Origin of the sequence: Amycolatopsis sp. H20-H5, from assembly GCF_035828755.1 — a bacterium.
In the GTDB taxonomy this organism is placed as follows: Bacteria; Actinomycetota; Actinomycetes; order Mycobacteriales; family Pseudonocardiaceae; genus Amycolatopsis.
In genome coordinates, this window is sequence record NZ_JAYMZS010000184.1 from 1 (window position 1) to 12,563 (window position 12,563).

Genomic DNA, 12,563 nt, shown 5'->3' on the forward strand with positions numbered 1-12,563 from the left:
TTGCCGTGCCGCAGGAACACCACCCGGTCGGCGTACTCCTCGGCCTCGGCCAGGTAGTGGGTCGCGAAGAGCACGGTCCGGCCGGTCGCGGTGTAGTCCCGCATCGAGGCCCAGAACCGGCGGCGGCCGTCGACGTCCATCGCGGCCGTGGGCTCGTCGAGCACCAGCAGCCCGGGGTCGCCGACGAGCGCCAGCGCGAAGCGCACCCGCTGCTGCTCGCCGCCGGAAAGCTTGCCACAGCGGCGTTTCGCGTACTCGGTGACGCCCGCGCGGGCCAGCACCTCGGCGACCGGCAGCGGGTGGGCGTGCATCGAGGCGAACAGCTCGACGATCTCCCCCACCGTGACGTCCTTGAGCAGCGCCCCGCCCTGCGCCATCGCCCCGATCAGCCCCCGGTCGACGGCGTCGGCCGGGCTCAGGCCCGCCACCCGCACCTCGCCGGAATCGGGACGGCTCAGGCCCAGCAGCATGTCGACCGTGGTCGACTTGCCCGCGCCGTTCGGCCCGAGCAGCGCGACGACCTCGCCGCGCGCCACGCTCACGCTGACGTCGTCGACGGCCACCAGCCCGCCAAACCGTTTGGTCAGCCCCCGCAGGCTGAACGCTTCCTCCATGACGCTCCCCAGTTCAACTTTGTTCCGCAAAGTCCGTACCTGGACTTTGTAACACAAAGTTCGCTGAACTGAAAAGCCCCTGCGGTGAAATACCTGCTCAAGCCCCCACCGAGCGCTCGGCCTCTTCGTGCGCGTCGTGCCGCTGAAGGTCGCCTTCACTGCGTTCAACGCAGCAAGGGTCGCGTTTGGAACACTCAACGCAGCAAGGGCGACCTTCAGCTGCTGTACCGGCACCCCCCAACCGACCGTCGGCGGTGAGCCCGGAGTCGCGGTCGGGCACGCTGTCGATCAGCGTGGCCGCCGCGTCCACCGCGCCGAAACGCTTGGTCAGCTCGCCGCCCACACCCCCGGCGGGTGGTACCCGTCGCTCACCCAGCCCGGCGGAAGGGCCCGCCGGGCGGCGTCACCGGGCTCGCCGCGACCCACCAGCAGCGCGAGGATCGCGACGGTCGCGGCCGCCACCTCCTCGTCGTCCGGCTCGCCGCGCACCACGGTGAACAACGGTTCCGGCCCGGTCATGCCGGCGGGTTCCCGTGCTTGCGCGACGTCAGCCGCGAGTGCTTGGAGGTCCGCCCTGGCCGCGGCGAGTTCCTCCACCCGCAGCCGCAGGTGGGGACGCTCGTCGACGCGTCCCTCGGGGGCGTTTTCGGTCACCGTCATCGGATCTTCTCCTCAGCCTGCCCCCGCATCCCGCCGCGTGGACCGTTCCCCAGTGAAACCGCCACGGGCAGAGGATCGCTAGAGAACGAGTGGTCGCGGCGCGACGAAGGGCCCGGACCTTCTCGCGAAAGTCCGGGCCCTTCTGGTCGTGCGGGTTACGTCAGGCGGCGGGCGCCGGTGGCGGAACCGGGAGTGGCAGCGGAGCGCATTCGACGTCGGCGCCGCGGCCCGGCTTGCGAGCCGGCAAGGCGCCGGTCGCGAGGTAGTCCGCGATCTTGTTGTCGACGCAGGCATTGCCGCGCGGGGTGATCGCGTGGCTGGTGCCGCCAGGCTCGGCGATCAGGACCGCGCCGGGGAAGCGGCTGCGGACCTCGAGGCTGCCCTCGAACGGCGTCGCCGCGTCGAGCGTCTCGTCGATCATCAGCACGTTCGACACGCCATGGCCGTCGACCTTCACCGGCTTGCCGGGCTTGGCGGGCCAGTTCACGCAAGGCGCGTTGTACCAGGCGTTCTGCCAGGTGTAGTACGGCGCCTTGGTGAAGGTGCGCCAGTTGTCGACGCGCCACTGGTTCCAGCTCTGCGGCCACTGGACGTCGGTGCACTGCACGGCGAGGTACACCGCGTAGCCGTTGTCGTCGCCGCGGCCGCCGAAGGACTCGTACAGCCCCTTCATCGTCTGCCAGTCACCCTTGTTGACGAACTTCGAGAGCGCGTCGCCCAGCGTCAGCCAGCGCAGCTGGTAGTACCCGGCCTGCTGGATGACGTCGAGCAGCTCGTCCGGCCCGATGAAGCCGCCGGCGGGCTGGAACGACAGCTTCAGCAGCTGCTCATTGAACACCCGCTTGACCGCGGCCTGGGTCTTGCCGAGGTGGTAGACGTCGTCATGGGTGGCGACCCAGCCGAACCAGATGTTGACGTTCTGGTCGAAGGCGACGTCCTGGTTCAGGTTGGCCTGGTACCAGACGTTGCGCGGGTCGACGGTCGAGTCGAGGATCATCCGGCGGACGTGCTGCGGGTACAGCGTGCCGTAGACCTGGCCGAGGTAGGTGCCGTAGGAGAAGCCGTAGAAGTTGATCTTCTCCTGGCCGAGCGACGCGCGCAGCGATTCCATGTCCTGGATCGTGTCGGTCGTCTTCATGTTCTCGAGCAGCGCCCTGCTGTTGTTCTTGGCGCAGGCCTCGGCGTAGCCCCTGGCCCGCTCACGCCAGACGTTCTCGAGCTTCGGCGTGATGGGCAGGTAGTTGGGCCGGTTGTAGTCCATGTAGTTCGGCTCGCACGAGAGCGCGGGCTTGCTGGAGCCGACGCCGCGCGGGTCGAAGCCGATCCAGTCGTAGGCGTCACCGGCGTGGTTCGGGACGCGCGTGCCGCGGGTGGCCAGCGTGAGGCCGGAGCCGCCGGGCCCGCCCGGGTTGGTCAGCATGACGCCCTGGTACTGGGCCTCGGCGGTCTTGTGCTTGACCCGGCTGACCGCGAGCTGGATCTTCTCGCCGGCCGGCTTGCGGTAGTCGAGCGGGACGGACAGGTAACCGCACTCGGCACCGGCGGTGACGAGTATCGGGTTGTCGCACGGACCCCAGGTGATCGTCGCGGGCGCCGGTGGTGCCGGCGCCGCCTGCGCGGCCGGAGCGGCCACGGCGACGGAAGCCAGCGTGGCGGCTGCCATCGCGGCGAAAAGTACACGTCTCACGGATGTTCTCCCTTTCCCTGCACATGAAAGCGGGAGAACCTTAACGCCGGTGAGTGCCTACCGGCCCCCGGTCGGCCAGGATACCTACTATCGGAGGGTTCGAAGGCCCCAAAAGGGGCAAAGCCGCGGCGTCTACGCTGTGCCTGTGGCCAGGGACGCGCAGGAGACGCGGCGGAAGCTGCTGGAAGCAGCCGCCGGGGAATTCTCGGCGTACGGCATCGCGGGCGCTCGCGTGGACCGGATCGCCACCAGCGCCGGCGTCAACAAGGCGATGATCTACAGCTACTTCGGCAACAAGGAACAGCTGTTCGACAAGGTCTTCGAGATCCACGTCGTGGCAGGCACCGTCGGCGGCGTCCCGATCACGCCCGAGGACCTGCCCGGTTACGCGGGGCGCCTGTTCGACCACTACCAGGCGCATCCCGAGATCTCGCGGCTGGCGAACTGGCACCGGCTCGAACGCGGGGCCGGGGCTGTTCCCGCCGCGGTCGTCGAATCTCAGCGGCAGAAGCTCGAAGCGCTCGAAAAGGCCCAGGCCGACGGGACGCTGTCTGCCCGGTTCCCGGCGAAAGAGCTGCTCGCGCTGGTGTTGAGCCTGTCCCTGACGGGAATCGAGGAGTTCGAAGCCTTGGACGCCGCGGGGCTGGCCGTCCGGCGGGCGAGCGTGCTCGACGCGGTACGGCTGATCACCGAAACGCGGTAATCGGTTGGCGGCCCTCGGCGGGCCGCGCTAGATTCCGATCATGTGCTACTTCATTCGCCTGCGGACCGTCTGAGACGGTGTGACCGCCGGGCCGCCCACCTAGCGGCGGCCCCTTCCGAGTAGCCCCTCATCGAGGGGAGGCTCCTGCACGCCGTCTGGTTTCTTCATCGAACCCGACAGGACATTCATGCGTACGCAGAAGCACATCGCCATGATCGGCTGCACCGCGCCGAGCCACGTCTACCCCTCGCTGGGCGTCGTCGCCGAGCTCGTCGCCAGGGGCCACCGGGTGAGCTACGTCGTCGGCGAGCCACTGGCCGACCTGGTCGCGCCGAGCGGCGCGGAGGTGGTCGCGCATCCGACGATCTTCCCGCTGGGCGAGACCGCGTCCTGGCCTGACGATCCCGCCGAGGCCATGCGGGTCTTCCTCGACGAGGCCATCGCGATCCACCCGCGGCTCCTCGCGCGGTACGACTCCGACCGGCCCGACCTGGTGCTCTACGACATCGGCGGGCTGGGCGCGTCGTTGCTGGCGAAGCGGTACGGCGTCCCTGCCGTGCAGCTTTCGCCGACGCTCGTGGCGTGGGAAGGCTACGAAGAAGACCTCGCGGACATGCTGGAAACTGTCCGGTCGTCACCGTCCGGAATGGACTATCAGCGCGCCGGGAACGCCTGGCTACGGGAGCACGGGATCGAGCTGGACACGTGGGACTGGCTCAACCACCCCGAACACATCCTCTCGCTCATCCCCCGCGCGATGCAGCCGAACGCGGACCGCGTCCCGGACTCGGTGCGGTTCGTCGGGCCTTGCCTGGACCCGGACCGGCTCGCCGACACCGGCTGGACCCCGCCCGTGAGCGGTAAGCCGGTGCTTCTGGTGTCGTTCGGGACGGCGTACAACGCCCAGCTCGAGGTCTACCGGGCCTGCGTCGAGGCCTTCGAAGACTCGGGCTGGCACGTGGTGCTGTCGATCGGGAAGCACGTCGAACCGGCGGATCTCGGGCCGTTGCCGGAGAACTTCGAGGCGTACCAGGTGGTTCCACAGCTGACGGTGCTCGCGGCGGCGTCGGCGTTCATCACGCACGCCGGGATGGGCGGCGCCACGGAGTCGCTGTGGTTCGGCGTGCCGACCGTGGCGATCCCGCAAGCCGCCGACCAGTTCGGCAACGCGGCCCTGCTGGCGGAACTCGGCGCCGGGATCCACCTGCCCGCCGAGGACGTCACCGCGGCGGCCCTGCGCGAGTCGGTCGACCACGTGGCGGCCTCAGCCGACGTCAAGGCGCGCCTGGCCTCGCTGCGCGAGGAGGTCCGGGCGCACGGCGGCATCGCCCACGCCGCCGACGCGGTGGAGACGTTCCTGAGCTAGCAACTCGTCGACGTGTCGGCTTCACCTGCCCCTGAAGGCCACCATCACGGCGTAAAACGCCGTCATGGTGGCCTTCAGGGGCAACTACTTCTCCGTGCCGCGGATCTCGTTGAGGTAGTTGTAGATCGTGTAGCGGGTGACGTCGAGTTCGCCCGCGAGGTGGTCGACGGCGTCCTTGATCAGGAAGAAGCCCGCCTCGTCGAGCTCGCGGACGACGGCGGCCTTGTGCCGTTTCTTCATCAGCTCGACCGGGATCCCGGCCTTGCCGACCGCGCGGTCGATCAGGAAGCGCTGCAGGCTGTCGACGTCCGGGGGGAACGTCTCCCGCTGCTGGCCGGTGGCCACCACCCCGTCGGTGATCTCGCTGTTGACGCTGTGTTGACTATTCACGCACAGGCAGCCGACCGCGACACCCTTGCCGTCACGCAGGAACAGTGTCGACGACCGGATCGCGCGGCCGTCCGGGCCGTGGGTCTCGTAGTTGGTCAGGTCCTGGGTCGTGCCGCGCCGGACCAGGCCGAGCAGCAGGTCGGTCATCGGGCCGCCGGTGGTGCGGCCGGTCAGGTCGCCCGCGATCGCGACGATCGAGTCCGGCAGCCTGCTCAGGTCGTGCAGCAGCACCTCGTTGCCAGGCCCGAGCATCGCGGCGAGCCCGTGGACCGCCGGGATGAGCGAGGTCAGCAGCTCGTGCCCGGCCACCCCGAACGACACTCCAGGCGCCGCGACCAGCTTGACGGGCCTGGTCAGCGACTCCAGCGCCGAGCGCAGCCGTTCGGCGGCCGCCACCGGCGTGGAGGCGTGCGGGGAGAGCCGGACGTGCTCGGGCCGGACCGTCACGGCGAGGTCCGCGGCCGCCAATGCCGCGCCGACCTGCTCGCTCGGGTACCCCGGCAGGGTGAACGCGAGGATGCCCGCGCGGCGCTCGACGGCCGAGACGATGTCCGCCCCGAACGAGCGGACCACGTCTTCCAGCTCGCCGACACGCTCACCGATCCGCCCGGCGATGGCCGTCACCCCGGCCTCCTCCACCAGCTCCAGCGCGGCGGCGAACGCCCCGGCGGTGATCGGGCTGAGGTTGCTGATCGACCAGCCGGCGGCGGTGGTGTCGGCCGGGTGGATCTCGTCGTCGAACAGCCCAGGGTCACGGGCGCCGGTCCAGCCGGACAGGATCGGCTCCATCCGTTCGAGTGCCCGATCGGACAGCACGCCGAAGCCGGTCCCCCAGCCCGCCCGCAGCCATTTCTGGCCGCCGACCACGAGGACGTCGGCGACCTCCCACGGCGCGTCGATCACCCCGAAGCCCTGGATCCCGTCGACGACCAGCAGCCGGTCGCCCACGACCTCGCGGATCGCCGCCAGGTCGGCGCGATGGCCGGTGCGGAAGTCGACGGCGCTCACGCTGACGATCGAGGTCGCGTCGGTGAGTTCGGCGGCGACGGCGTCGGCCGTGACGTACCCCTTGGGCGGCCGCATGCGCCGCACCTTCAGCCGTCCGGCCTGTTCCGCGCGCGCCCACGGGTACGTGTTGGCGGGGAACTCCGACGCCGACACCAGTGCCTCGCCGCCCGGCGCGTTGAACGCCGCTTGGAACAGGCCCATGCTGGTGTTCGGCAGGAGCACGGTGTGGTCGGTGTCGCTGCCGCACAAGCGCGCGGCCGCCGCTTTCGCCCGGGTCTCCTGCCGCATCAGGTCGTCCACAGTGGACGGCCCGGCCTTGGTCGACTGGTCGAGCAAGGCCGCCGTGGTGTCCAGCACGGCGTGGGACGGCGGGCCGAACCGGGCGAAGTCGAGGTACCCGGCGGGCTCGTCGAACTGGAGCAGGTAGCGGGGCGAAATACGGGTCACTGGAGCACCCTCGCCAGGAACTGCCGGGTGCGCTCGTGCCGGGGGTCGCCCAGCACCTGGCTCGGCGGGCCGGTCTCGACGACGGCGCCGTCGGCCATGAACACCACCTCGTCGGCGGCTTCGCGCGCGAAGCTCATCTCGTGTGTCACGACCACCATCGTCATCCCCTCGGCGGCCAGTGCCGCCATCACCTCCAGCACCTCGCCCACCAGTTCCGGGTCCAGCGCCGACGTCGGCTCGTCGAACAGCATCAGTTTGGGCTTCATCGCCAGCGACCTCGCGATCGCCACCCGCTGCTGCTGCCCACCGGACAGCTGGGCGGGATAGGCGTCCGCGCGGTGCGCGAGCCCGACCCGGTCCAGCAGTTTCAGTGCCTCCTCGCGCGCCCGCTCAGGCTTGACCCCCCGGACGCGCGTCGGCCCCTCGACGACATTGTCCAGGACGGTCCGGTGCGCGAACAGGTTGAACCGCTGGAAGACCATACCGATGTCCCGGCGCTGCCTCGCGACCTCACGCTCCCTCAGCTCGTACAGCTTGCCCCCGCGCAGGCGGAAGCCGATCGGCTCGCCGTCGACCCACACCTGCCCGGCGTCGATGGTCTCGAGGTGGTTGACGCAGCGCAGGAACGTGCTTTTGCCAGCACCCGAAGGGCCGAGCAGGCAGACAACCTGTCCTTTGTGGACGTCCAGGTCGATCCCGCGCAGCACCTCGGTGCCGCCGAAACTCTTGCGGACGCCGACGGCGCGCAACAGGGCGTCAGACACGGGAACTCCTCACCAGCGGCGCGGTGCGCAACGCCTTCGCCGCGCGCGAGAACGGGCCGCGCGCGGAACCGGCACGATCGGCCGCGCCGTACGCGCGCTCCAGATAGTGCTGCCCGACCCCGGCGACGGTCACCACGACCATGTACCAGATCGCGGCGGCCAGCAGGGTTTCCATCACCAGCAGGTTGTTCGACGAAATGTTGTTCGCCGCGTGGATCAGCTCGGTCACCCCGATCACCGACGCCATCGACGTGCCCTTGAGCATGTTGATGAAGTCGTTGCCGGTCGGCGGGATGATCACCCGCATCGCCTGCGGCAGCACCACCCGGCGCAGCGTCGCGGCCGGGCTCATCCCGATCGACTTCGCCGCCTCCGTCTGTCCACTGAGCCCGAGGTCGTTTCGGCGGAGGCGAAACTGCGCGGTGTGGACGTCGACAGGGCGATGACGGCGGAACTGCGCTTCCCGAGCGGGCACACCGGCCGGATCCGGTGCTCGATGTGGTCGTCGAACCTGCTGGCCATCAGCGCCAGGGTGACCGGCGAAGACGGTGCGGTCCGGGTGATCAACCCCCTGGCCCCGCAGCTGTGGCACCGGTTCAAGGTGACCGGCAAGAGCGGCGGCCGGGTCGAGCGGTTCCCCCGGCGCGCGACGTACGACTACCAGCTGGACGCCTTCGCCGACGCCGTCCTGCGCGGTGCCCCGGTGCTGACTCCCCCGGCGGACTCCATCGCGAACATGACCGTCATCGACGCCGTCTACCGCGCCGCCGGACTCCCCCTGCGTCAACCTTCCTGAAGGTCCCTGAAGGCCACCATGACGGCGTTAAACGCCGTCATGGTGGCCTTCAGGGGCAAGTGAAACCTAGGCGGCCACGTAGTTGCCGGTCAGGATGAGGACGACCTGGACCGTGATGCCGACGCCGTAGTAGTCGGTGGAGTCGGGCGTGAAGGCGGCGATGCGCGACCACAGTTTGTCCAGCCAGGCCTGGCTGCCGGGGTCGTTCATCGCGGCGACCGCGAACGACGCGGTGAAGCACGGGTGCTCACCGGACTCCGTCTTCGCACCCGCCAGGGTGTAGCCGGTCGAGATCTTGGCCGGGTCGCCGCCGGTGGTCTGCTTGATCCAGGTGTTCATCTTGCGCACCTGGGCCGCCGCGGCGCTGTTCGGCGCGGAAATCGCGTCCACCCCGAGCCGCCACGGGTCGCGGCAGGCGTTCCAGCTGTACGCGCCGTCGTACTTGCCCTCGAGGAAGTTGGCGGGCGCGGGTTTGGGCGTCGAGTTCGTGCCGACCACGAAGTCCGGCAGCAGGCCTGTGTTCGGCGCGTACTGCTGCTGCAGCTGCGTCACCGCGGCCTCCTGCCTGGTCCGGACCGAACCCCAGCTCGCGTCCCCGGTGGCCTTCTCGAACGCGCGGAAGTGACCGGGCATCCAGTCCGACGACCGCGTGCTGTTCTTGTACTGCGCGTCGTTCGCCCAGTCGCCGAGCAGGGTGAACTTGGTGCTGCCGTTGATCTCGCTCTTCTTGATGGCGTTGATGACCCGGGCGGCCTCTGCCCGGTAGTTCACCGCGCCCGCGCTGCCCCACACCCTGTCGGCGATGAGCAGGCCGTAGGCGATCTCGAGGTCACCGTCGGTCGCGGAGTCGCTGCCGTTGACGCTCTTGCAGTTGGCGTCCTGCTCGGCGGCGTGCAGGTCCCTGTTGTTGACCGACGGATGCGCCTTCACGAACTTCAGCAGGCCGTCGAAGATCGCGTGGGCCTGCGAATCCTTGCCCCCCATCATCGCCGCGATGGTCATGCCATAGCCCTCGCCCTCGGCGACGAAGGAGTGGTCGGCGTCCTTGGAGAGCACCGCGTAAGTGCCCGCGCCGCATTTCGTGGTGAGAAAGTTCTTCTTCCAGAAGTCGTAGTACTTCGTCAGTACCTGGTCCTGGTCGGCCTGCGACGCCGAGGGACGCAGGGTGCCGGGCACAGAGGGGCTGCCCTGCTGCGTGACGGCTCCCGCACTGCCGGTCGTACCGACGAGTCCGGCGGCCAGCGCGGCCGCGGCCAGCACTGTCCGTAGGGTCTTTTTCATTGCTCCTCCGGGAAGTCATCGTTGGCTGCGGCGAGGATGTGCTGAGCGTGGCAGACCGGTGAAGCACCGGTCAAGACTGTTAGGAAACTTTCCTTACTATTACGGAGAGTGCTCGCGACGGCGGGAACATCACCCGTGCGGCCCAGCGCGGCACGGATGTGGCAGCGTGGTGATCATGACGATCGACCTCGCCGCACGCGGCACCGGTTTCACCGAGTTCTGGACCGAACGCCACCTCGCCAGCCTCACCACCGTCCGCCCGGACGGCACCCCGCACGTGGTCGCGGTCGGCGTGACCGTCGACTTCGCCGCCGGGCTCGCCAGGGTGATCACCTTCCGCTCCTCCCACAAGGCGAAGCTCGTCAAGGCGGCGGGCCCCGAGGGCATCGCGGTCGCGGTCTGCCAGCTCGACGGCCCGAAATGGTCCACTTTGGAGGGACGCGCGGTGCTGCGCGAGGACCCGGATTCGGTGCTGGACGCAGAAAACCGTTACGCCGCGCGCTACCGGCAGCCGAAACCGAACCCCGAGCGGGTGGTCGTCGAAATCACCGTGAACCGGGTCCTCGGCAACGCCTAGTGGTTGCGTTGGGACTCCCAGCGGGAAGCTGGGCCGTCGAGACCCGGGGCGTGCGAGTGCACCAGCCGGGTGTACTCGTCGAGCAGCTCGCCGAGGTCGGTGTCCTCACCCGCCGAAGCGAGCTGCTGGTGCCCGACGAGCATCGCCATCCCGAACGCGGTGACGACCTTCGCGGTCACCGCGTCGCCGACCAGGCCCCCGATCACCTTGCCGACCGTCTTCAGCCGTGCCTCGTCGACGCGTTTCTGAGCCGCCCGAACGGTTTCCTCGTTCATCGCCCAGGCCCGGATCGCCGCCTCCGCGCGATGCCGGAGGCCGTGGGTGAGCCGCATCAGCGCGGCGAAGTCCGCCTCCGGGCCACCGGTGCCGAAAGCGAGCTCACGCAGGAGCAGGGCCTGCCTGTCCTCCCAGAACTCCAGCAGCGCGACCACGAAGCCCGGCCAGCCGCCGAAATGGTGGTAGAAGGAGCCGCTGGTGACACCGCACGCCGCGCACAGGCGCCCGATGGTGAGCCCCGGGAACCCCGACTCGGCCAGGACGTCCAGCGCGGTCTCGAAGTACTGCTGCCTGCTGACGCTCGCGGGCATCGCTCAGACCTTCCGCTCCTGGTCCCGCCAGTAGTCCTGCCGCAGTGAGCGCTTGAGGATCTTGCCGGTCGCGTTGCGCGGCAAGGCTTCCACCAGGTCGACGCTGCGCGGGCACTTGTAGTGCGCCAGGCGTTCCCGGCAGTACTCGACGAGCTTCGCGATATCGACGCTCTCGCCGGGCGCGGGTGCGACGATCGCCTTGACCTGCTCGCCCCAGCGTTCGTCGGGGACGCCGATGACCGCGACCTCGCCCACCGACGGGAACTCGGCGATGACCCGCTCGACCTCCGGCGAGTAGACGTTCTCGCCGCCGGTGATGATCATGTCCTTGACCCGGTCCTCGAGGAACACGAACCCGCCGTCGTCCACACGGCCGACGTCGCCGCTGCGCAGCCACCCGCCCTCGACCACGGTCTCGGCGGTCGCCTCCGGTTTGCCGAGATACCCCGCCATCCGCTGGTCGGTGCGAAACCACAGCTCACCGGCCTCGCCTTGCCCGGCGTCCTCGCCGGACACCGGGTCGACCACCCGCAACTCGACCCCGGGCAGCACCGTGCCCGCGGACGCGAGCCGCTCCGGCCGCGTCCCGTCGCGGTGCGCCGCCGGGTCCAAAGAGGACACCGCACCGGACAGCTCGGTCATCCCGTACACCTGCACGAAGTTCACCTCCGGCCACGCCGCGAGCACGGTGCGCAGCAAGGGCAGCGGCATCGGCGAGGCGCCGTAGCCGAGGTAGGACAAGGCAGCGAACGCGGCCATCGCCCGCTCCCCCGCCTGCGCGATCCCGGCGACCACGGCGGGCACGAGGAAGGCATGGGTGACACCTTCGGCCAGCGCGCCCAGCAGCGAGGCGGCGTCCGGCTCGCGGGTCATCGTCGTCGGCTGGCCGAGGACGAAACCGACGATGGCGTAACAGCTCCCGCCGACGTGGAACAGCGGCATGGCCACCAGGTTCCGGTCCGTCGCGGTCATCGGGAAGGCCGTCGCCACGGCGCGCGCGTGCGCGAGCAGGTTCCGGTGGGTCAGTACCGCGCCCTTGGGGAACCCGGTGGTCCCGCTGGTGTAGATGATCAGCGCGCCGTCGTGCTCGGAGACACTTTCGGCGATGCCCGCCGGAGCCGCCGCGGCCAGGAAGTCCTCGTACTCGTCGGCGTCGCCGCCCACGACGATCACCCGTTCGACGGAGCTCAGCACGGGCAGGATGGCGTTCAGGGCGGGCAGCAGTTCGGCGCCCACGAACACGACGCGGGCGCCACAGTCGTTGAGCACGTAGGTGAGTTCCTCGCCGGACAGCCGCCAGTTGACCACCGCGTTCGCCGCGCCGAGCGCCGAGGCGCCGAACGTCAGCTCGAGGCAGGCCGGGTGGTTCTTGTCGACGAACGCGACCCGGTCGCCCTGGGCGATCCCGGCGGCGGCCAGCCCGCCACCGACCCGGCGGACCCGGTCGTCGAACTCGGCCCACGTCCGGCTTCGCCCTTGGAACGAGAGCGCCTCCGCATCGGGCCGGGTGGCGGCGAGCCGTCCGATCAGTTCGCCGAGCAACCGCACGTCTTCGTGCATGAGGTTCCCTCCGGGAGGCACCATAGAGCGCTCTATGGTGCCTGCGCGCCCACCGGCCGTCAAGACTCGCCCCGCTACCCGACCGCGACTCGTCGACGAGTTGTGGTCTCTTGCGCGTGAGAG

At 69.8% G+C, this 12,563-nt stretch carries 12 protein-coding genes and 1 pseudogene; 4 read left to right on the forward strand and 9 right to left on the reverse strand.

Translation table 11 applies throughout. The features are described from left to right. The 3 genes from QMK34_RS44785 to QMK34_RS44795 form a co-directional block, all read right to left on the reverse strand. Positions 1-614 (reverse strand): ABC transporter ATP-binding protein (locus tag QMK34_RS44785; protein WP_326420943.1); only part of this gene is annotated, 614 nt, incomplete at its 3' end. Between the two features lie 327 nt (positions 615-941). Then, positions 942-1,274, reverse strand: a complete 333-nt coding sequence (locus QMK34_RS44790; RefSeq protein WP_326420944.1) for an acyl-CoA carboxylase subunit epsilon — start codon at positions 1,272-1,274, stop codon at positions 942-944. A gap of 160 nt (positions 1,275-1,434) precedes the next feature. Further along, the gene (locus QMK34_RS44795; RefSeq protein ID WP_326420953.1) at positions 1,435-2,937 is read right to left on the reverse strand and encodes an alpha/beta hydrolase; all 1,503 of its coding nucleotides are present in this window, start codon (positions 2,935-2,937) and stop codon (positions 1,435-1,437) included. 169 nt (positions 2,938-3,106) lie between these two features. On the opposite strand from QMK34_RS44795, the gene QMK34_RS44800 reads away from it, so the two are divergent. Further along, a complete protein-coding gene (locus QMK34_RS44800; protein ID WP_326420945.1) occupies positions 3,107-3,664 on the forward strand; it encodes a TetR/AcrR family transcriptional regulator in 558 nt (185 codons plus the stop codon). A gap of 187 nt (positions 3,665-3,851) precedes the next feature. Further along, a complete protein-coding gene (locus QMK34_RS44805) occupies positions 3,852-5,030 on the forward strand; it encodes a macrolide family glycosyltransferase (RefSeq protein ID WP_326420946.1) in 1,179 nt (392 codons plus the stop codon). Positions 5,031-5,114: 84 nt separating this feature from the next. Here QMK34_RS44805 and QMK34_RS44810 read toward each other — a convergent pair whose 3' ends face one another. The 3 genes and pseudogenes from QMK34_RS44810 to QMK34_RS44820 form a co-directional block, all read right to left on the reverse strand. After that, complete coding sequence (locus QMK34_RS44810; RefSeq protein ID WP_326420947.1) at positions 5,115-6,875, reverse strand: aminotransferase class V-fold PLP-dependent enzyme; 1,761 nt, start codon at positions 6,873-6,875, stop codon at positions 5,115-5,117. After that, entirely contained in the window at positions 6,872-7,639 is a 768-nt protein-coding gene (locus tag QMK34_RS44815; RefSeq protein ID WP_326420948.1) for an amino acid ABC transporter ATP-binding protein, read from the reverse strand. The genes QMK34_RS44810 and QMK34_RS44815 overlap by 4 nt, the downstream gene beginning before the upstream one ends. Next, positions 7,632-8,024 (reverse strand): annotated as a pseudogene (locus QMK34_RS44820) (ABC transporter permease subunit); the annotation flags it as partial. The pseudogene QMK34_RS44820 and the gene QMK34_RS44815, both read right to left, overlap by 8 nt. Before the next feature lie 39 nt (positions 8,025-8,063). On the opposite strand from QMK34_RS44820, the gene QMK34_RS44825 reads away from it, so the two are divergent. Beyond that, positions 8,064-8,435: a hypothetical protein gene (locus QMK34_RS44825; protein WP_326420955.1), complete on the forward strand. Its 372-nt coding sequence runs from the start codon at positions 8,064-8,066 to the stop codon at positions 8,433-8,435. 66 nt (positions 8,436-8,501) lie between these two features. Here the strand turns inward: QMK34_RS44825 and QMK34_RS44830 are convergent, their stop codons facing one another. Further along, positions 8,502-9,716, reverse strand: a complete 1,215-nt coding sequence (locus QMK34_RS44830; RefSeq protein ID WP_326420949.1) for a glycosyl hydrolase family 8 — start codon at positions 9,714-9,716, stop codon at positions 8,502-8,504. A 175-nt stretch (positions 9,717-9,891) separates the two neighbouring features. Between QMK34_RS44830 and QMK34_RS44835 the strand changes: the two genes are divergently transcribed. After that, positions 9,892-10,293 carry a TIGR03618 family F420-dependent PPOX class oxidoreductase gene (locus QMK34_RS44835; RefSeq protein WP_326420950.1) on the forward strand — a complete coding sequence of 134 codons (402 nt, stop codon included), beginning with the start codon at positions 9,892-9,894 and terminating at the stop codon, positions 10,291-10,293. On the opposite strand, the gene QMK34_RS44840 is transcribed toward QMK34_RS44835, so the two are convergent. Beyond that, the gene (locus QMK34_RS44840; protein ID WP_326420951.1) at positions 10,290-10,880 is read right to left on the reverse strand and encodes a TetR/AcrR family transcriptional regulator; all 591 of its coding nucleotides are present in this window, start codon (positions 10,878-10,880) and stop codon (positions 10,290-10,292) included. The two genes, QMK34_RS44835 and QMK34_RS44840, sit on opposite strands and share 4 nt — an antisense overlap. A 3-nt stretch (positions 10,881-10,883) precedes the next feature. Next, the gene (locus QMK34_RS44845; protein WP_326420952.1) at positions 10,884-12,440 is read right to left on the reverse strand and encodes a long-chain-fatty-acid--CoA ligase; all 1,557 of its coding nucleotides are present in this window, start codon (positions 12,438-12,440) and stop codon (positions 10,884-10,886) included. Between the last annotated feature and the right edge of the window lie 123 nt (positions 12,441-12,563).

Bases quoted from the DNA above. Each gene is read 5' to 3' on its own strand.
- QMK34_RS44835 (WP_326420950.1), top strand. From the start codon at position 9,892: ATGACGATCGACCTCGCCGCACGCGGCACCGGTTTCACCGAGTTCTGG.
- QMK34_RS44795 (WP_326420953.1), bottom strand. From the start codon at position 2,937: ATGGCAGCCGCCACGCTGGCTTCCGTCGCCGTGGCCGCTCCGGCCGCG.
- QMK34_RS44830 (WP_326420949.1), bottom strand. From the start codon at position 9,716: ATGAAAAAGACCCTACGGACAGTGCTGGCCGCGGCCGCGCTGGCCGCC.
- QMK34_RS44840 (WP_326420951.1), bottom strand. From the start codon at position 10,880: ATGCCCGCGAGCGTCAGCAGGCAGCAGTACTTCGAGACCGCGCTGGAC.
- QMK34_RS44805 (WP_326420946.1), top strand. From the start codon at position 3,852: ATGCGTACGCAGAAGCACATCGCCATGATCGGCTGCACCGCGCCGAGC.
- QMK34_RS44845 (WP_326420952.1), bottom strand. From the start codon at position 12,440: ATGCACGAAGACGTGCGGTTGCTCGGCGAACTGATCGGACGGCTCGCC.
- QMK34_RS44790 (WP_326420944.1), bottom strand. From the start codon at position 1,274: ATGACGGTGACCGAAAACGCCCCCGAGGGACGCGTCGACGAGCGTCCC.